This is a genomic window from Pyrinomonas methylaliphatogenes (assembly GCF_000820845.2).
In the GTDB taxonomy this organism is placed as follows: Bacteria; Acidobacteriota; Blastocatellia; order Pyrinomonadales; family Pyrinomonadaceae; genus Pyrinomonas; species Pyrinomonas methylaliphatogenes.
Genome location: NZ_CBXV010000003.1, coordinates 41,566 through 61,459 on the forward strand (window position 1 = coordinate 41,566; position 19,894 = coordinate 61,459).

A 19,894-nucleotide genomic window follows, 5' to 3' on the forward strand; every position below is an offset into this window, starting at 1 on the left:
AATAGTAAGGTCGGACATCTATGTCCCATCACGCTCGACGCTGTTCACGCTCACTTCGACAGGCGAAAGGAGCGTCGATATTGCGAAGGCGCGATTCCAGTGAGACGTTTGAAGGTTCTGGTGAAATGGCTTTGGTCGCAAAAGCCTGCGGCGAGCGCGATGTCGACGATCGGCGTGTCGGAGGTCGCCAATTCGCGACAGGCATACTCGATGCGCAATTTGCGTATATAGTCCCCGATCGTGCACCGATATGACTTGTGGAACATCTGGGCCAGGTGGACCGGGTGTACGCCGACCGCTTCGGCAATATCTTCCAACCGCAGCGCTTCGGCGAAGCGCTCTTGGATGATCTCTTTAGCCCGTCGGAGCCAAGGCGGTGGAAGCATCCCTTCGCCGATGCTATAGCGACGCGAGATCTCGCCCATGATCTCGAGCATGATCCCCTCGATGATGAGCGGCGAGACTTCATCCATGTAAGCGAATTCGCGGTATAGCCGGCGCATCAACACCTCAAGGATCCCGCCACGAAATTGGGCCGAATCGCGCGGCACAGCTTGATATTCGCGTATCCGCTCGAGCCAGCTCGGTTCAAGTTCGATGATGAAGGAGTGGCCGCCTAAATCGTGAAAGTGTTCCGCGTGGGTCTCCTCGGCGGGATGAAAAAGCAAGGTCGATGGTTTGCATTCGCGCATCCGGCGCCCGTATGTCTCCGTATACTCGCCCCGGATCACAAAACAGAGCAGAGCCCGCTTATGCGAGTGCGTCGGAGTTTTGAAACCTGGCGGGTAGGCCCTTTCCCAAAGCGCGAAGTCTGGCACCTCATAACGTTTGAGCGTTTCGCCGTAGAAATAGCCTGGCGGCAGTTGTCTGGGCATTAGGATCCTCCTTTCGACTCGCAGCGCAGCACGGCGATCGAAACGATGGCCTTTGACCTAGCAAGGTGCTTGATGTCGAAAAGCCCGCTCGTGCGAAATCATAAAGAACATCTTACGGTCGCATCAGCCGAAGCGCGGAGCTAACCGCCGAGATGAACTGGACCACCGAAATCGCTTCGCTGCGTGCGAGCCTGAACCTCCACAGAATCGATTGTCCCCCGGAAACGGATCCTCGCTGTCAGTCGGACGCGCGATCTTGACTCTCCAAATGGTATTAAACGATCATTTTATAGTTCATTTTAGTTTAAAACGAACAGGTGTCAAGCCGCTTGCGCTTTCCATCGCGCGTCGCGGGTTCGAGCTCATGGCGGCGCGATGCCCTAAGTATGTTCAAATAGTCTTACGAGAGTTCAAGACCCGGGAGATGGATCTATGTCTTACTTGGGATTCGATCGTGGAGCGATGAGGCGCGTGAAAGTGATAGATTCGCACACGGGGGGTGAGCCGACGCGCGTGGTGATCGGGGGTGGTCCAGATTTAGGCGGCGGCTCGCTTGCCGAGCGCTTGGAACGTTTCAAGGCTGATCACGATGACTTCCGTTCAGCCGTCGTCAACGAACCGCGCGGATCGGATGCGGTGGTTGGCGCGCTCTTGTGCGCTCCGGTGGACCAGCGGTGTCTTACCGGAGTGATCTTCTTCAACAACGTCGGTTATCTTGGGATGTGTGGGCACGGGACGATCGGTCTGCTCGCCACGCTCGCTTATCTGGGCCGTATTCGGCCCGGCGCGCATCTAGTGGAGACTCCGGTCGGGACGGTCGAGGCGCGACTTCATGAAGACGGTTCGGTGACGGTGACGAACGTGCCTAGCTATCGTTATGCGGCGGCGGTTACGGTTGACGTGCCGGGGATTGGGCCGGTCACGGGAGACATCGCGTGGGGCGGCAACTGGTTCTTCCTCGTCGAGGATCACGGGCAGCGGATCGCGTTCGACAACCTCGAGGCCCTGACCGATTACACGTGGCGCGTTCGCCAAGCTTTGGCGCGGGCTGGGATCACCGGAGCGGACGGTCAAGAGATCGATCACATCGAGCTTTTCGGTCCTCCGCAGCTTGCGGGTGCGGATAGTAAAAATTTCGTCCTCTGTCCGGGCAAAGCCTATGATCGATCGCCGTGCGGCACGGGGACGAGCGCGAAGCTCGCCTGTCTTTATGCCGACGGGAAGCTCAAAGAGGGACAGATCTGGCGACAGGAGAGCATCGTCGGCAGTCTGTTCGAGGGGACGATCTCAATCGTCAACGACCAGGTGATACCGCACATCAGGGGCTCGGCCTACATCACGGCGGAGGCGGATCTGATTCTGGATGAGCGCGACCCGTTCTGCATGGGGATCCGAAAATGAGCGTGCCCACGTATGATGTGGTCATCGTCGGAGCCGGGATCGTCGGTGCGGCTTGTGCCGCGGAGTGCGCTGCCGAAGGATTGCGCGTCCTCGTCGTCGAAGCCGAGATGGTTGGCGGCGGGGCGACGGCGGCGGGCATGGGCCACATCGTCGTGATGGATGATTCGGAAGCGCAGTTCGAGTTGACCCTCTATTCGCAGCGGCTTTGGGAGGAATTGGCCGAAGAGTTGCCGCCGTCGGTCGAATACGATCGATGCGGGACGATCTGGGTGGCGGCGACTGAGGATGAGATGCGGCAAGCCGAGCGCAAAGGAAAGTTCTATGCCGAACGTGGCGTCGCGGTCGAACTGCTCGATGCGAGGGAATTGCGGGAGGCCGAACCTCGGTTGCGTCGAGATCTGTGGGGCGGTCTTCGCGTTCCGGGCGATGGAGTCATCTATCCGCCAGCGGCGGCGCATTTCCTGCTCTCTAAAGCGCGTGCGCATCGGACCGAGTTGATCGTCGGGCGCGCCGTCATCGAAGCGACGCTCGGCGGAGAAGTCCGTCTGCAAGATGGATCGAACATCTCATCGGGGATCGTGATCAATTGCGCGGGCAGTTCATCGCCGAAACTGACGCCGCAGATCAAAGTGCAGAAGCGGAAAGGGCATCTCGTCATCACGGATCGCTATGCGGGCTTCGTTCGGCACCAGCTCGTCGAATTGGGTTATCTCGAGAGCGCGCATGCCGCATCGTCAGATTCCGTCGCCTTCAACGTTCAACCGAGGCGGACCGGGCAATTGTTGATCGGATCGTCAAGGCAGTACGGGGCCGAAGACGCGCGCGTTGATCAGGGCGTGTTGGCGCGGATGCTGAATCGCGCGTTCGCGTTCATGCCGGGCCTTGCGGATCTATCCGCGATTCGCGTGTGGACTGGGTTCCGCGCGGCGACGCCTGACAATCTCCCGCTCATCGGTCCATACGCTGAGGGCGCGCGCTTATATTTGGCGACCGGGCACGAAGGCTTGGGGATTACGACCTCGCTTGGGACGGCTAAACTGATCGTCGCACAGATCATGGGGCGCACACCGCCGATCTCGAGCGAGCCTTTTCTGCCGATCAGATTCATGCAGGAGTCGGCTCATGTCTGACGAAGTGACTCTTTTTATCGACGGCGTGCCGGTGACCGTTTCAGCTTCCAGCACGGTCTGCGCGGCATTGCTCGAAGCGCGGGCGATCGCTCTGCGTCGGTCGGTGACGGGAGAGCCGCGCGGGCCGCTTTGCGGCATGGGCGTCTGTTTCGAATGTCGCGTGACGATTGACGGGCAGCCGCATCGCCGTAGTTGCCAGATTCTCTGTCGAGAGGGGATGGACGTGCGCACAGATGTATGAGACGGCCCACGCTTGCGACGTGTTGGTGATCGGTGGTGGACCAGCCGGATTGGCCGCCGCTTCCCATGCCGCACGCTGTGGGCGGCGGGTCATCATCGTCGATGATAATCCTCGTTGGGGCGGTCAAATTTGGCGCCGCGGATCTGGCGAAGATGAGTCTCCTCAAGCGACTTCGTTATTCGACGAAGTGCGGCGAGCGGGCGTGAAGTTCATCGGCGGCGCGCACGTCTTCAATCAGCTTCAAGATGGATCTTTATTGGCCGAAGCGGCGGACGGCGTTCATCGATTTAGCTATGAAAAGCTCATCCTTGCGACCGGGGCGCGCGAAAGGTTCCTGCCTTTCCCCGGTTGGACGTTACCCAACGTCATGGGCGCCGGCGGGTTACAAGCTCTGGTCAAATCCGGCCTCTCGATTCGGAGGAGAAGGGTCGTCGTCGCCGGCAGCGGGCCGCTTCTGCTCGCCGTCGCAGCGCACTTGCGGAAGCGCGGAGCGGAAGTCTTGCTCATCGCCGAACAAGCGCCGCGCGCGAGAGTTCTGCGCTTTGGCCTGCGCTTGATCGAGTGGCCGGAGAAGCTCCTTCATCTGATGCGGTTGCAAAGATATCTGTTCAATGTTCCGTACCTGACCGGCTGCTGGCCCGTCATGGCACACGGCAGAAGGAAGCTCGAGCGCGTCACGCTGAAGAGGGGAGCGCGCCTTTGGGAGGTCGCGTGCGATTATTTGGCGTGCGGCTTTCATCTCGTGCCCAATGCGGAACTCGCTCAGTTGCTCGGTTGTGAAACGGTCGATGGCGCCGTCTGGGTCGATGAGCTGCAGCGGACTTCGCGACCTGAGATCTATTGCGCTGGAGAGGCGACGGGCGTCGGCGGCGTCGAATTGGCCTTGATCGAAGGGCAGATCGCCGGATGCGCAGCGGCGGGGCGCGAAGATGAAGCGCGGCGTCTTTTCGCCGCACGCCAACGCGCGCGCCGCTTCGCTTCGGCGCTCAACGCCGCTTTCGATCTGCGCGAAGAGTTAAGAGAGTTGGCGACCGAAGAGACGATCGTCTGCCGCTGCGAAGATGTCAGACTGGGCCAGTTGCGCGAGTTCGATTCGTGGCGCGCGGCGAAGCTACAGACGCGGTGTGGCATGGGGCCGTGTCAGGGGCGAGTGTGCGGAGCGGCGTTGGAGTTCTTGTTCGGCTGGCGGGTCACTTCGATCAGGCCGCCCTTGTTTCCGGTCCAGTTGCGGAATTTGGCCTACGATCCCTCTTCCGAAGCGGAGAGGGTCGAACGCGGTTAAAGTTGTCGTTGAGAAATGCTCATTACGTCAATTGAGAGGTGAGGGTAGACGATGAAGATCGAATGGCAGGGTGTGATGCCTGCGATGACGACATGCTTCGATGCGAATTCGAAAGTCGATCTCGATTTCATGGCTCGCCATTGCCGCTGGTTGGTGGACAATGGATGCGCGGGCATCATCGCGCTCGGCTCTCTGGGCGAAGGCGCGACATTGGAGTTTGACGAGAAGCTCGCCATCTTAAAGGCTTGCGTCCGCGCCGTGGGCGATCGCGCCCCGGTCGTCGCCGGCGTCTCCGCGTTGAGCACGGCGGAGGCGGTCCGTTTAGCTAAAGCGGCAGCCGAGTGCGGTTGCCATGGGTTGATGGTTTTGCCGCCTTATGTTTACGCTTCGGGCGATTGGCGCGAGATGAAGGCGCATGTGGCAGCCATCATCGAGGCGACGACGCTCCCTTGCATGTTGTACAACAATCCGATCGCTTACGGCACTGACTTTCTGCCAGAACAGATTCGGGAGTTGGCCGAAGAGCATGAGAATCTGCAGGCGGTGAAGGAATCGAGCGCGGATGTGCGGCGCGTGACGGCTATTCGCGCGCTCGTCGGCGACCGTCTGCGAATCTTCGTTGGGGTTGATGATGTCATCGTCGAAGGAGTGAACGCGGGAGCCGTCGGTTGGGTCGCGGGGTTGGCCAACGCGCTGCCCAGAGAATCTGTGGCGCTGTTCAACTACGCGAAGGATGGGGAGCGCGACAAAGCCTTTGAACTCTACCGCTGGTTCTTGCCGTTGTTGCGGATGGACACGGTTCCGAAATTCGTCCAGCTGATCAAGCTGGTCCAGCAAGAGGTCGGAATGGGAAACGCGCGCGTGCGTCCGCCGCGATTGGAGCTCGTCGGCGAAGAATTGGCAGGCGCGCTGGCGACGATTCGCGCCGCGTTGGAGGCGCGACCTGCCGCTTTGCTCTGATGCGCGCCGAATGCAGGGTTTCGGGAGGTGAAACGAGATGGAGCTGCGGGGAAGATCGCTCATCGGATCTCGCGATGGGGAAGCGGGCGGTGAACGGTTTCAAGCGATCGATCCTGCTTCCGGCGAGAGGTTGGTTCCGGTCTATTACTCGGCGAGCGCCGATGAGGTGGATGAGGCAGCCCGTTTAGCGGACGAAGCCTTCTCCTCTTACGAACGCACATCGGGTCAAGAGCGCGCTCGCTTTCTGCGGTTGATCGCCGAGCGGATTGAAGCATTGGGCGAAGCGCTCATCACACGCGCCGCGCGCGAAACGGGGTTGGATGAGAATCGTCTCAGGAACGAGAGGGCGCGCACATGCAACCAGCTTCGCCTGTTCGCTGCTCTTATCGAAGAGGGTTCATGGGTCGATGCGCGCATAGATCGTGGCGACCCGCGACGCGAGCCCGTGCCGAAGCCTGACGTTCGTTCCATGCTTCGCCCGCTCGGTCCAGTAGTCGTCTTCGGCGCGAGCAACTTCCCGCTCGCTTTTTCGGTCGCAGGAGGCGATACGGCATCCGCCTTGGCCGCAGGCAATCCGGTCATCGTCAAAGCGCATCCGGCCCATCCCGGAACCTCTGAATTGGTGGGCCGCGCTGTACGCGATGCCGTCCGCCAGTCGAATCTCCACGAAGGCGTCTTCTCGCTTCTCTATGATGCTGGTAACGAAGTTGGCCTGGCGTTGGTCACGCATCCTTTGATCAAAGCGGGTGCTTTTACAGGTTCGCGCGCCGCCGGGCTCGCATTGATGCGGGCCGCTTCGGCACGTCCTGTGCCGATCCCTTTCTATGCCGAGATGAGCAGCGTGAATCCGTTCTTCATCTTACCGGAAGCTTTGCGCGAGCGTGGCGAAAGGATCGCGCAAGGCTTGCACGCCTCAGTGACTTTAGGGGCTGGTCAATTTTGCACCAAGCCGGGACTCATCTTCCTTGAGGAAGGCGAAGATGCTGAACGGTTCATTGAACTGTTCCGCGAATTGATGAGCAGCACCGCTGATTTCGTTCTACTTACGCCGCGCATCCGCGCGATGTATGATCAGGCGATCGCCGCACGTCTGCAAAAGCGCGGGGTAGATGTGCTTGTCGGTCATCCTGCGCCCTCCGATCGTAGCGGCTGTCATGCGTGCCCGGCCCTTTTTCGCACCGATGCCGCGACGTTTTTGACCGATCCGGAGTTGGCTCATGAGGTCTTTGGTCCCGCGGCGTTGATCATCACTTACACGCATCGTTCGCAGTTGATGGAGGTCGCGCGTTCACTCGAAGGGCAGTTGACGGCGACGGTTCATGCGACCGAAAACGAGCTGAGTGAATATCGCGAGCTATTGTTTGCTCTCGAAGAGAGAGCTGGACGGTTGATCTTCAACGGTTTCCCGACGGGCGTCGAAGTGTGCCATGCGATGGTCCATGGAGGGCCGTTCCCGGCGACTTCCGATGGTCGTTCGACCTCCGTCGGAACGCGCGCCATCCTTCGCTTCACGCGCCCGGTCTCTTTCCAGAATTTCCCATCCATGGCGCTGCCGCCTGAGTTACAGGATGGAAATCCGCTCGGCATCTGGCGGATGGTGGATGGCGTGTTGACGAAAGATCCATGCTGATCGAATTCGATCGAACCGACGAATAGCTGAGCGCGTCTCTGCCGTTCTTCGAGCGCGCTAAGAAGCTTGCGGCGTTCTTTGAGCGCGAGGCTCGTCCGGGTGGAGGACACGGCATGAGTTCTCCACCCGTGCTTTATCGATTGGGCCGGCACGGTCGACGTGCGTTGGATGATCTCTTCGCGTCAACCTATCCCATGTCTTTAAGGAGGCGTCTATGAACGACTACCGCAGGGCAGCGTTCGTGCTCTTCTGGATCTATCTTTCGCTGCTTCCCGTGTACGCGCAAGGGACATTGGCCGATTATGAACGAGCTTTCGGCCTGCGCGAGAAATTCGAGAAGCTGGCTTATAACATCCCCGGAAGGATCAACTGGATCGGGAAGACCCATCGCTTCTGGTACAGGAGATCGGTCAAGGGCGGACATGAGTTCGTGTTGTTCGATGCCGAAAGGCTCGCCAAGCGGCCCGCGTTCGATCACGAACGACTGGCGGCGGCGCTCTCGTCCGCGGCGGGCAAGGAGTATAAAGCGCTTGAGCTGCCGTTTACGACGATCGAATTTGTTGACGATGAGCGTGCGATCGAAGTCGCGTTCGATGATGCGCGGTGGAAGTGCGATTTGACGAGTTACGTGTGCAGCAAGATCGGGCCGGTCGAACGTCGCCGCGCGGAGTGGCCGCCGCGCTGGCGCGAGCCACAGGCGATGAGCAGCGAAGCGAAACGATCGCCCGACGGGAAATGGGAAGCGTTCATCAAAAACTACAATCTCTATCTTCGTTCTGCGGACAAGAAAGAGGAATTTGCGCTCAGTTCCGACGGTTCCGAAGGGAACTATTATGACTTCTCTTCGATCAGTTGGTCGCCCGATTCGAAAAAGCTCGCCGTTTATCGCGTGCGCCCCGGATATCGCCGCCAGGTCCATTACATCGAATCTTCGCCGTCGGACCAGCTTCAACCGAAACATTTCACGATCGATTATGCCAAACCAGGAGATGTGCTCAACCTTGAACAACCGGTCCTCTTCCACGTCGAGACGCGAAGGCAGATCAACATCGAAAACGGCCTCTTCCCAAACCCATACGACATGTCGCCGTTGGTCTGGCGAAAAGACGGTCGCGCCTTCACGTTCGAATACAACCAGCGCGGGCATCAAGTCTATCGCGTGATAGAAGTCGATGGTGAGACGGGAAGCGCGCGCCCTCTCATCGACGAAGTGAGCAAAACTTTCTTCTGTTATTCCAGCAAGAAGTACCGTTACGACGTCAACGATGGCGAGGAGATCATCTGGATGTCGGAGCGCGATGGTTGGAACCACCTGTACTTGTATGACGGTCGGACCGGCAAGGTGAAGAATCAGATCACCAAGGGCAACTGGGTCGTGCGCGGAGTCGAAAAGGTGGATGAGAAGAATCGCGTCATCTGGTTCAGGGCAAGCGGCATGTATCCGGGCAAGGACCCGTACTTCGTGCACTACTACAAGATCAACTTCGATGGCACGGGGTTGACGCCCTTAACTGAAGCAGACGCCAATCACACGGTCAGTTTCTCGCCCGACATGGAATACTACGTCGATACATGGTCGCGCGTGGACCAGCCGCCGGTCGTCGAATTGCGTCGCACGGCAGACCGGAAAATATTGGCTGAAGTCGAACGCGGCGACATTTCGGATCTGATCAAAGCCGGTTGGCGTGCGCCCGAATCGTTCATGGCTTTGGGGCGCGATGGCAAGACCGATATCTGGGGAGTCATCTTCCGCCCGACCAATTTCGATCCGACGAAGAGATATCCGGTCATCGAGTATATCTACGCCGGACCGCAAGATTCATTCGTTCCGAAATCGTTCAGTCCTTACTACCAGATGCAAGCGCAAGCCGAACTCGGCTTCATCGTCGTGCAGATCGATGGGATGGGGACTTCCAACCGGTCAAAAGCCTTCCATGACGTCTGCTGGAAGAATCTCAAGGATGCCGGTTTCCCCGATCGCATCTTGTGGCACAAAGCGGTCGCGGCGAAATATCCGTACTACGACATCAGCCGCGGCGTCGGGATATACGGCCATTCGGCTGGCGGACAGAATGCCTTGGCGGCGCTCCTCTTCCATCCCGAATTTTACAAGGTCGCCGTCGCTTCGGGCGGATGTCACGATAACCGCATGGACAAGATCTGGTGGAACGAGCAGTGGATGGGTTGGCCGCTCGGGCCTGAATATGCCGCCTCATCTAACGTCGAGAATGCTTACAGACTGCAGGGCAAGCTTTTGCTCGTCGTCGGCGAGTTGGATACCAACGTCGATCCATCTTCGACAATGCAGGTTGTCAACGCCTTGATCAAGGCCAACAAGACTTTCGATCTGCTGGTCCTACCGGGCCAGGGCCATACTCCCGGCGGAGACTACGGCGAAAGGAAACGGTTCGATTTCTTCGTTCACAACCTGCTGGGAGTCGAACCGCCCGATTGGAACAAGATCGAACTCAAACGAAACGCGACTGTCGCGCGCGCGGATGGAGATCTCGAAATGAATGCCAGCGAAGATTTAGGCCAATGAGGAGGTGAGCAGCGTGTCGAACCATCATCAAGCATCTTTGTGGATCAGAACGAGCGTCGGTTGCCTTCTGCTTCTACTGTGCCATTCCCTGTTCGCTTCGAGCCTGGCACAGCAACGCGGGCCGAGCGGGCCGCCGACTCTCGGCTTAGAGCAAGGGTTCATCGAATTCGAAACGCCGGACTTCAGGCTGAAGCTCGTGCGCGCTTCGCAGACAGTCGCCGCGTTGCAGCCGAAGGGGGCGGGCGATTTCGATTTCACGCCGGCAGACAGGCTCACCCTGCGCGCGCGTGACGGTTTCTATCACTTGGGCGATCTGATCTTTCGTGTGCGGGTAGAAGGGCAATCTTCTTGGCAGGATTATTCGACGGCGGCGGCGCGCAAGCCGGTGCGTCAATTGCCGGTCTCTGGACCAGCGCTTGCCGCGGCTGATCTGGAACCGACCCTGCCGCCGGATTCTCCATTGCAGATCACGCGAACCTGGGCGCTCGATGGCGGGAGGCTCGTCCTGCGTTTTGCGATCAGGAACCGGCGCGACGTGCCGGTCGAAATCGGCGCGCTCGGCATCCCTTTGGTCTTCAATAACATCCTCACCAATCGGACGCTTGAACAAGCGCATGAGGTCTGTTCCTTCTCCGATCCATACATCGGTCGTGATGGCGGTTACTTGCAAGTGACGCGCTTGAACGGTCGCGGTCCGGCGCTCATCGTCGTGCCCGATGGACGCACGCCGTTTGAAGCGTATATGCCGCTCAGCGAACCCATGCGGCCCAGTCAAACGTTCGAAGGGATGTTCGCCTGGATGGTCCACAGTCGTGCCTATGCGGAGAACGAATGGCGCTCGGCTGAGCCGTGGAACCCGCCGACGAGCCGGACGCTCGCGCCGGGCGAAACGGTAAGCTACGGCCTGAGGTTTCTTCTCGCCGACGAGATTCGCTCGATCGAAAACAGTTTGATCGCTCACGGGCGACCGGTCGCCGTCGGCGTTCCCGGCTACATTCTGCCGATGGATTTGGAAGGGCGCCTCTTCTTGCGTTACGCGGGACACAAGGTCAAGCGCGTGAGGGTTGAACCGCAAGGCGCGATCGCGATCGCCGAAGAGAGACCGCGCAACGGTTGGCTCGCCTACAGCTTGCGCGGCAAGACTTGGGGACGCGCGCGCTTGACGATCTCTTATGATGATGGTCTAGAACAATCGGTCCATTACTACGTGATCAAGCCGGCTGCGCAGGCGGTCGCCGATCTCGGTCGTTTCTTGATGACGCGACAATGGTTCGACGATCCCAACGATCCATTTCGTCGCAGTCCATCGGTGATGAGCTATGACCGCGAAGCCAACAAGATCATCGCGCAGGAGAGTCGCGTCTGGATCGCCGGCTTAAGCGATGAAGGTGGCGCCGGATCGTGGCTCGCGGCGGCGATGAAGCAGCTCGCACAGCCTGACGAAGAGGAGATCAGAAAATACGAGCGGTTCATCGATCAGGTTTTGTGGGGCGGTATTCAGTACAAAGATGGGCCGAACAAGTACGGCGTGCGTAAAAGCCTATTCTTCTACGCGCCGCAAGAGATGGCCGGATTCAAATACGACCCATCGTTTAACTGGTCCACGTGGACCAGTTGGAAACGAGCCGAAGCCGAATCGATCGGACGCGCCTACAACTATCCACACGTCGTCGCGGCGTACTGGGCCTTCTATCGCTTGGCGCGGAACCAGCGCGGGCTTGTGACGAATCATCCGTGGGAATGGTATCTCGAGCAGGCATATCAGACGGCCAGATTCTTGACCGAGCGCGATGCACGCGGGCGTTATCGAGTCGGCTACGTCGACAAAGGGTTGATGGAAGGGACGATCTTCGTCCTCCTGCTTGAGGATCTGAAACGCGAAGGGTGGAACGAGAAGGCCCGCGATCTCGAAACGCGAATGAAAGAGCGCGCCGATCGCTGGCGGCAAGAGGCCTATCCGTTCGGCAGCGAGATGGCGTGGGATTCGACCGGACAGGAAGAGGTCTATGCGTGGTGCAAATATTTCGGCTACGACGATAAGGCGGAAATCGCGCTCGCTTCGATCATCGGCTACATGCCGACCATCCCGCATTGGGGGTATAACGGCAACGCTCGTCGTTATTGGGACTTTCTCTACGCCGGTAAGTTGCGGCGTATCGAGCGGCAGCTTCATCATTATGGGTCGGGCTTGAATGCGATTCCGGTCCTCGCGCACTACCGCGAGCATCCGGATGACTACTATCTTCTTCGCATCGGGTATGGCGGCGCGCTCGGCGCTCTTTCCAACATAGATCAAGAAGGATTCGCCTCAGCGGCTTTCCATTCTTACCCGACGACTCTTCGCTGGGATGCATACAGCGGCGATTATGGGCCGAACTTCTTCGGTCACGTCATCAACGCAGCGACTTACATCGTCAATCATCCTGAGTTGGGCTGGCTATCCTTTGGCGGGAATCTCAAATTGTCGGGCGATTGGGTGACGGTCGAGCCGCGCGACTCCATGCGGCAGCGCATCTATATTGCGCCGCTCGGATTATGGTTGACGCTCGATGCTGGCTCGTTCGAGAGCGTGGCAATTAACGTTCGCACTCGAGCGGTGCGCATCCGCTTATCGGGCGCGACCCGCTATGTCTCTCGGGCTCTTCTGCGCGTAGAGCAACCGGCGAAAGTCCAAGGCGTCGGCGCATATCGCGCGCGCCAACGCTTCGCTTCGGAGCGCGGCGCATATGCGATCCCGCTCGGACCCAGCGTAACGCAAGTTGAGCTAGTCGAAGGGCGCTAAGTTCGAAGGCTGCGAGATGGTTAGGGGGCAATAGGTGTGATGCGGGATGGCGTACTAACCTAAAAAAATCGCGAACATCGAAGTCGCTCATCTTCCGTCGGACGGTCCCATGTCGCTGAGAATCCAGCCCGCTATGAGCGCGGCGGTTGACGAGGTGGCTTTAGCGTCGTTAAAGTGTTCGATCTGTTACCGCTAACAAGCGGGATGCGATCTGCGTTCCGGCGATTGCTCAGTCAGGAGGAGAGGGATGAAGCGAAGCTGGTGCCATTGGCTCCTCATGTTTGGATTCTTCGTTTCTTATTCGGCGGCGTTCAGCGAACGAAAGGTAAGTAGCGGACAGCTCGAACGCGCGATGGTCTACGACGTGCGCGCGTTCGGGGCGAAAGGCGATGGCAAAGCGCTCGATTCGCCTGCGATCAATAGGGCGATCGAGGCGGCGGCGCAAGCTGGCGGTGGGACCGTCTATTTTCCCGCGGGGACCTATCGATCTTTTTCGATTCGTTTGAAAAGCAACATCGCCCTTTATTTAGATCATGGGGCTGTGATTTTGGCCGCCGATCCGCGCGACGGGGACGGGAAGTACGATGATCCGGAACCGAATCCGTGGGATCAGTATCAAGATTTCGGCCACAGCCATTGGCATAACAGTTTGATTTGGGGCGAGGGCGTGGCGAACGTCTCGATCCTAGGGCCGGGACTGATTTGGGGGAAGGGACTTGTTCGCAGCGGCAATCAATCGCGCTCGCGCGAACAGAACGAGGCGTTGCGCGCGGCGCCTTCCGGCGGGCCGTTCGGCTATCCAAATCCGCGCGATGCGGTCGAACCGGGATGGGGCAACAAAGCGATCTCTTTGAAGCTTTGTCGCAACGTCACGATCCGCGATGTCTCGATCCTTCACGGCGGCCATTTCGCGATCCTCGCAACAGGCGTCGATAATCTGACGATCGACAACGTGAAGATAGACACGAATCGCGACGGCATCGATATAGATTGTTGCCGTAACGTGCGCGTCTCGAATTGCAGCGTCAATTCGCCGTTCGACGATGGCATCTGTCTGAAGAGTTCATACGCTTTGGGATTCGCGCGGGCGACCGAGAATGTGACCATCACGAACTGTCAGGTGAGCGGTTATGACGAAGGGACGTTCCTCGATGGGACTTTCAAGCGCGACGATCGGGGATACAGCCTCGGCAACCCAACGGGGAGGATCAAGTTCGGAACGGAGTCGAATGGCGGATTCAAGAACATCACGATCGCGAACTGCGTCTTCGACTACTCGCGCGGGTTGGCGCTTGAAACGGTTGATGGCGGAGCGCTCGAGGATGTCACGATCGCTAATATCACGATGCGCGATGTGACCAACTCGCCGATCTTCTTGCGGCTCGGCGCGCGGCTTCGCGGCCCTAAAGGGACGGCGGTCGGAGCTCTTCGACGGGTGATCATCAGCAATGTCGTCGTCTATAACGCCGATCCAAGATATAGTTCGATCATCAGCGGCATACCAAACCACGCGATAGAGGATGTGACTTTGAATGCCATTCGGATCTATTACCGCGGCGGCGGAACACGCGAACAGGCCACACTTGAACCGCCAGAGAACGAACAAGCTTATCCCGAACCGGCGATGTTCGGCGTGATCCCCGCTTACGGGTTCTTCATCCGGCATGTCAAGGGGATCAAAATGAACGACGTTGAGGTGCAGTACTTGCAAGAGGATTTACGTCCTCCGTTTATCCTCGACGATGTGAAAGATGCGACTTTCATCTTCGTCCGCGCTCTCCGCGCCGCCGACGTGCCGACATTCGTCCTGAAGAACGTCGAGGATTTCAATACGCATGAGTGTCGCGAGGTGCCAGATGTAAAAGCGAAACGGGCAACGCTGGAGCGGCTTTGAAGGGGAGCCGCTCGCTCCGCGCCGCGCTGAGATATACAATTAGACGCTCGTCAGTCGAGCGCTGATGGAGCCGAGTCCCCCGGAGCGCAAAAGGGCTCGCGTCAAGGCGCAAAGGAGCGAGTGATGAAAAGAGCGGATAATCGTAAACTGCACATGGTCGGTCTGCGCGATGTGCGCGATATCAATCAAACGGTCTTCCTCCATCTGATTCGCGAACGGCAGCCCATCTCGCGCGCTGAAATCGCCAAAGCAACGGGCCTGCGCGCCGGAACCGTTTCGGCGATCGTCAACCGTTTGATTCGCGAGAAACTCGTCTATGAGGGCGTCGCCGGGCCATCGAGCGGAGGGAGACCGCCGAAATATCTTTACGTCAATGCGGAAAGCGCGTACGTCATCGCGATCGACATCGGCGTGCGTGATTCGGTCTATGCGGTGAGCGATTTCAATGGCCGTCTGCTGACCCAACGGGCGATGCTGACTAAAGGGGAGCCGGAAGCCTTTTTGCGCTCGTTGGCCGGCGAGATCAAAGATCTGATCGGCGCGCAATATGCCCGCACGCGCTTCAAAGCGGTCGGCGTGAGCATCCCGGGCTTGATCGATCGCGATGAGGGGACGCTGGTGATCTCGCCAAATCTCGGATGGAAAGATATCCCGGTGCGCGCCATTCTAGAGGAAGAGCTCGGCTATCCGGTCTATGTCGAAAACGACGCGAATGCGGCGGCTTTTGCCGAACTTTGGTATGGGCCGCTCGAAGAGGTCGGCGTGCGGACGCTCCTTTTCGTCCTCGTCGTCGAAGGACTCGGGACGGGGTTGATCATCAACGGCGAACTTCATGTCGGTTCGCGCGTCGGACTCGGCGGGTTCGGACACATGAGCCTGGATCCCAATGGGCCGCTCTGCTCGTGCGGGCGGCGCGGTTGCTGGGAAACGCTCGCCTCGAATCGCGCGACGCTGACTAGATACCGAGCCGTCACCGGAACGTCCATCGGTTCCGTCACGGATCTTATCTCGCTAGCCCAGCAGGGCGATCAGGCGGCGCTCGAAACGCTTCGCGCGACCGCCGCTTACTTGGGCGAGGGGATCGCCAACCTCGCGCATGGATTGAGCCCTGAGACGATCGTCATCGGCGGAGAGATTGCCGGCGCATGGCAGATCATCGGTCCGCTCATCCGCGAGAAAGTGCAGAGCCGATACATTCTCCCATCGCGCATTAACCTCAACATCCGGCCCGCCAGCGTGCAACGTCCAAGCCTCTTCGGCGCGATCCCGATCGCGTTGCAGCACTGCTTCCATCCCGCGCAGCGGTTCGATGCGTTGAAGCGCGCGGTGACGCCCCGCATCAAGCTACCGGCCAAGGTCGCCGGGCGATGAGGGCCCGCTTTTGAGCTTTATCTGCAAGGATGATAAAGTTCGAATACGGCACTTCAACTCGAGCGAAAGAGAGGAATTCCCCGTATGATCAAGCGCCATGCCGCCGTCGCGCGCGCGGCCTTTGCGCTTCTGTGGCTCTTACTTGGGAGCGTTCAATCGCAAACGCGCGTCCTGACAGTTCAACTACAGAGCAATTTGGTCAGAAAGGTCCTGCCTTACAACGTCATCTTGCCCGCCGATTATGACCGGACGAACCTTCGCTATCCCGTCCTCTACCTCCTGCACGGACTCGCCGGAAATCACAATGACTGGTTGACGCGCACGAATCTGGCCGAATACGCCTCGCGCTATCGTCTCATCATCGTCATGCCGGAAGGGGATGACAGTTGGTATACGGATAGCGCGACGGCGCCCGACGAGAAGTACGAAAGTTACATCGTTCAAGAGTTGATTCCGGATGTCGATCAGCGCTTTCGCACGCTTCGCGACCGGCGCGGGCGCGCGATCGCCGGCCTTTCGATGGGCGGATATGGTGCGTTGAAATTCGGTTTGAAATATCCGGACCTCTTCTCGGTTGCGGCCTCGATGAGCGGCGCGCTCGATGCCGCGTCGCGTTCCGACGCCACGCCCGGCTTCGCTTGGGATTTCTTGCGCCCTTCGATCAGGCGCGCCTTCGGTCCGCCTGATAGCCCAACCCGCCGAGCTAATGATCTCTACAGACTAGTGCGAGAGATGCCCGCGACGAAACTGGCCGCGCTCCCGTTCCTCTATCTCGACTGCGGCACGGAGGATGGCTTCCTTCATGCCAATCGCGAATGGGCCGCGCTCCTGCTCGAGCGCAAGATCCCACACGAATACGTTCAGCTTCCGGGAGGGCATGAGTGGTCGTATTGGGACCGACGGATAAGAGAGGTGCTCTCTTTGGTCGCTGAGCGGACGGACGCCGGTTGCCGTTTCGCGCGGTGACGAAAAAAAAGCGATTGACAAGGCTGGCGTTGGTGTGCTAGTAAGACTTTATCATCGCTCTTGACAAAGTTGTGAGCGAAGCTGACGAGTTGCCGCGCGCGGATTTTGTTTCCGCCGCCAACGAAGGGGCGTGGGGAAGAGGTTCAATGAAGCTTTCGTTCATCGATCAAGCGATCGTCGTCGCCTATCTGGCGGCGATCATGGGCATTGGCCTGGCGATGAAGCGGCGCGCCGCGCGCGGCATGTCCGCCTATTTTTTAGGCGGTCGGCAGCTCCCCTGGTGGGCGTTGGCGATGTCGGGCTCTTCTTCCTATTTCGACATCACGGGGACGATGTGGATCGTTTCAACCTTCATCGTCCTAGGGCTCAAGGGGATGTGGGTTCATTGGCTGTGGGGCTTCCCGATCACGGCCTTCTATCTCTCCTATATGGGCAAATGGATCCGGCGGAGCTGCGTATTGACGGGAGCCGAGTGGATGTACACGCGCTTTGGGCGCGGGCGTGCGGGCGACCTGGCGCGCCTTTCCTACACGCTCTTTGCCGTTTTGACGATCGCCGCGCTATTGGGCTATGGCGCGATCGGGATGGGGAAATTCGGCGCGGTCTTTCTTCCGTTTTCGCCATTCATCTGCGCCGTGTTGATTCTCGGCGTGACCGGATTGTATGTCGTCGTCGGCGGTTTTCATGGGATCGTGCGCGTCGAGGTGTTGCAGACGATCGTCTTGAGCGTCGGCGCGATCGCCTTTGCCGTAATCGGCTATGGTCACTTCGACGCCGAAAGATTCGCCGCGCGCATCCCCGCCGGGTGGATCTCCTTGAGGCCGGCGTGGCGTCCGGATGAGTTACAGGGGGTTATCTCGGGGGGGACCGATTATTCGCTGTTCGGAGCGCTCGTCGCCGTATGGGTGGCCAAGGGATTGTTGCTCTGCTTGAGCGGCCCCGAGCAGCTCTACGATTTTCAGCGTTTCTTGGCGGCGCGTGACGCGCGCGACGCCTCGAAGCTTGGCGCTCTGTGGGGCGCCATCCACACGGTGCGTTGGCCGTTTGCGATGGCGATCGCCGTGATGGCGATCATGGGCGTTGGCGATCCGACTTTAGATGCGATGTTGAAAAAGGATCCGGAAACGGCCTTGCCGGTGATCATCGGCGCGATGTTGCCGACCGGATTGGTCGGCTTCATCCTCGCCGCGCTGCTATCGGGTTTTCTCGCCACCTTCAGTTCGACGGTCAACGGCGGCGCGGCCTATTTGGTCAAAGACGTCTATCAGCGTTATATCGACCCGCGAGCTGATTCGCGAAGGCTGATCCTGATCAGTTATCTCGCTTCGTCCTTGCTGATCGTCGTCGGATTGACGATCGCGTATTTCGGCGCTTCGATCAACGCCGCTTTCATTTGGATCTTCGGCACGCTCGCCGCTGGCATCCTTCCGCCGAACGTTTTGCGTTGGTACTGGTGGCGACTCAACGGTTGGGGATATGCCGCTGGAGTGACGAGCGGGATGGTCTTGTCGCTGCTTCAGGCGCTGAGGGATGCTTCTTATGATGTGCAGACGCCTCTGTATGTGAGTTTCCCACTCATCGCCGCGGCTTCAGCCATCGTAACGATCGTCGTCACTCTGGCGACCGCCCCTACGGATGAAGCGACCTTGGTGGATTTTTATCGTAAGGTGCAGCCGGCGGGCGCGTGGGGGCCGGTTCATAAGCTCGTGATCTCGTCCGATCCAAATTTTCGGCGGGAGACTTCGGTCGCGCGCGAAGCGCTCAATACGATCTTGGCGTTAGTTGCCGTCACGGCTCTTTACGTCGGCGCGCTCTATCTCGTTTTGCACGCGCATCTATCGGCGATCCTTTGTTTCACGATCGTTTCGATCTTGTGCGTCGCGCTTTACTTCACTTGGTACAAGCACCTGCCATTGCCGGAAGATTCGCGGGCGAGCGAAGAAGCGAGATTTGACGCCAGGGAGCCCGTAGCTCCAGCCGGGTGATCCCAATCGGTGACTGATCTTTCTAAAGGAGCGGGGATGGAATTTTCAAATAGAGTGGCTGTTGTCACAGGTGGCGCTTCTGGGATCGGTCGCGCCGCCGTCGAGATGTTCGCGATGCGCGGCGCGAAGGTCGCCGTCCTCGATGTGGATGAGGCGGGGGGCGCTGAAGTCGCTGCGGGAATCGTCAAGCGGGGAGGGGAGGCGCGATTCTATCGCGTGGATGTCGCCCGCGCTGCGGAGGTCGAGCGCGCGATTCACGACGCGAGCGAGCGCTATGGTCCGATTGACATCCTGGTGACGAGCGCTGGCATTCAGCGTTACGGGACGGCGCTCACTACGAGCGACGAGCAATGGGCCGAAGTGCTCAACATCAACTTGAACGGCGCTTGGTATGCAGCGCGGGCTTGTCTCCCATTCATGCGCGGGCGTGGTGGCGCGATCGTCAACGTCGCTTCGGTCCAGGCTCTGGCCAGCCAGCGCAACGTCTTCGCTTACACCGTGAGCAAACATGCTCTGATCGGATTGACGCGCTCGATGGCGATGGATTTTGCCGGTGAGGGGGTGCGCGTCAATGCCGTCTGCCCGGGGACGGTCGATACGCCAATGCTGCACTGGGCCGCATCGCTCGATCCGGATCCGCCATCCGTCCTCGAAGCTTGCCGGGCCATGCATCCGATCGGGCGCATCGCGCGTCCCGAGGAGGTCGCTGCGGTGGTCGTCTTCCTCGCGCACGAGAGCGCTTCGTTCGTCACGGGCGCGGTCTGGACCGTCGATGGGGGATTGCTGACTTTGATCGGCGGCGCGCCGCGCGTTGTAACGGAGTCCTGAAGGAGGA

At 59.3% G+C, this 19,894-nt stretch carries 14 protein-coding genes; 13 read left to right on the top strand and 1 reads right to left on the bottom strand.

Annotation, left to right across the window (positions count from 1 at the left end):
- Window positions 1-50 precede the first annotated feature (50 nt).
- A complete protein-coding gene (locus PYK22_RS03700; RefSeq protein ID WP_041974622.1) occupies window positions 51-875 on the bottom strand; it encodes an AraC family transcriptional regulator in 825 nt (274 codons plus the stop codon).
- A gap of 462 nt (window positions 876-1,337) precedes the next feature.
- On the opposite strand from PYK22_RS03700, the gene PYK22_RS03705 reads away from it, so the two are divergent.
- From PYK22_RS03705 to PYK22_RS03765, 13 genes are all read left to right on the top strand, one after another.
- On the top strand, window positions 1,338-2,276 hold the full coding sequence (locus PYK22_RS03705; RefSeq protein ID WP_041974866.1) for a 4-hydroxyproline epimerase: 939 nt from the start codon (window positions 1,338-1,340) through the stop codon (window positions 2,274-2,276).
- Window positions 2,273-3,406 carry an NAD(P)/FAD-dependent oxidoreductase gene (locus PYK22_RS03710; protein WP_041974624.1) on the top strand — a complete coding sequence of 378 codons (1,134 nt, stop codon included), beginning with the start codon at window positions 2,273-2,275 and terminating at the stop codon, window positions 3,404-3,406. The genes PYK22_RS03705 and PYK22_RS03710 overlap by 4 nt, the downstream gene beginning before the upstream one ends.
- Window positions 3,399-3,647, top strand: coding sequence for a (2Fe-2S)-binding protein (locus PYK22_RS03715; RefSeq protein WP_041974626.1), 249 nt, complete (start codon window positions 3,399-3,401; stop codon window positions 3,645-3,647). Before PYK22_RS03710 ends, PYK22_RS03715 begins: the two co-directional genes overlap by 8 nt.
- Window positions 3,640-4,929, top strand: coding sequence for an NAD(P)/FAD-dependent oxidoreductase (locus tag PYK22_RS03720; RefSeq protein WP_041974628.1), 1,290 nt, complete (start codon window positions 3,640-3,642; stop codon window positions 4,927-4,929). Before PYK22_RS03715 ends, PYK22_RS03720 begins: the two co-directional genes overlap by 8 nt.
- A gap of 51 nt (window positions 4,930-4,980) precedes the next feature.
- Complete coding sequence (locus PYK22_RS03725; RefSeq protein ID WP_041974631.1) at window positions 4,981-5,889, top strand: dihydrodipicolinate synthase family protein; 909 nt, start codon at window positions 4,981-4,983, stop codon at window positions 5,887-5,889.
- A gap of 37 nt (window positions 5,890-5,926) precedes the next feature.
- The gene (locus PYK22_RS03730) at window positions 5,927-7,519 is read left to right on the top strand and encodes an aldehyde dehydrogenase (NADP(+)) (protein ID WP_041974632.1); all 1,593 of its coding nucleotides are present in this window, start codon (window positions 5,927-5,929) and stop codon (window positions 7,517-7,519) included.
- Window positions 7,520-7,733: 214 nt separating this feature from the next.
- Entirely contained in the window at window positions 7,734-10,061 is a 2,328-nt protein-coding gene (locus PYK22_RS03735) for a S9 family peptidase (protein ID WP_060635305.1), read from the top strand.
- A 4-nt stretch (window positions 10,062-10,065) separates the two neighbouring features.
- Entirely contained in the window at window positions 10,066-12,843 is a 2,778-nt protein-coding gene (locus PYK22_RS03740; RefSeq protein ID WP_157770649.1) for a DUF5695 domain-containing protein, read from the top strand.
- Window positions 12,844-13,195: 352 nt separating this feature from the next.
- Window positions 13,196-14,737: a rhamnogalacturonidase gene (locus PYK22_RS03745; protein ID WP_041974872.1), complete on the top strand. Its 1,542-nt coding sequence runs from the start codon at window positions 13,196-13,198 to the stop codon at window positions 14,735-14,737.
- Window positions 14,738-14,860: 123 nt separating this feature from the next.
- Window positions 14,861-16,108, top strand: coding sequence for an ROK family transcriptional regulator (locus PYK22_RS03750; RefSeq protein WP_083437580.1), 1,248 nt, complete (start codon window positions 14,861-14,863; stop codon window positions 16,106-16,108).
- An 84-nt stretch (window positions 16,109-16,192) separates the two neighbouring features.
- On the top strand, window positions 16,193-17,074 hold the full coding sequence (locus tag PYK22_RS03755; protein ID WP_060635308.1) for an alpha/beta hydrolase: 882 nt from the start codon (window positions 16,193-16,195) through the stop codon (window positions 17,072-17,074).
- Between the two features lie 71 nt (window positions 17,075-17,145).
- Window positions 17,146-19,059 (top strand): sodium:solute symporter family transporter, encoded by a 1,914-nt coding sequence (locus PYK22_RS03760; RefSeq protein WP_041974633.1) that lies wholly within the window; start codon window positions 17,146-17,148, stop codon window positions 19,057-19,059.
- Window positions 19,060-19,095: 36 nt separating this feature from the next.
- Complete coding sequence (locus tag PYK22_RS03765; RefSeq protein ID WP_041974636.1) at window positions 19,096-19,887, top strand: SDR family NAD(P)-dependent oxidoreductase; 792 nt, start codon at window positions 19,096-19,098, stop codon at window positions 19,885-19,887.
- The last annotated feature ends 7 nt before the right edge of the window (window positions 19,888-19,894 follow it).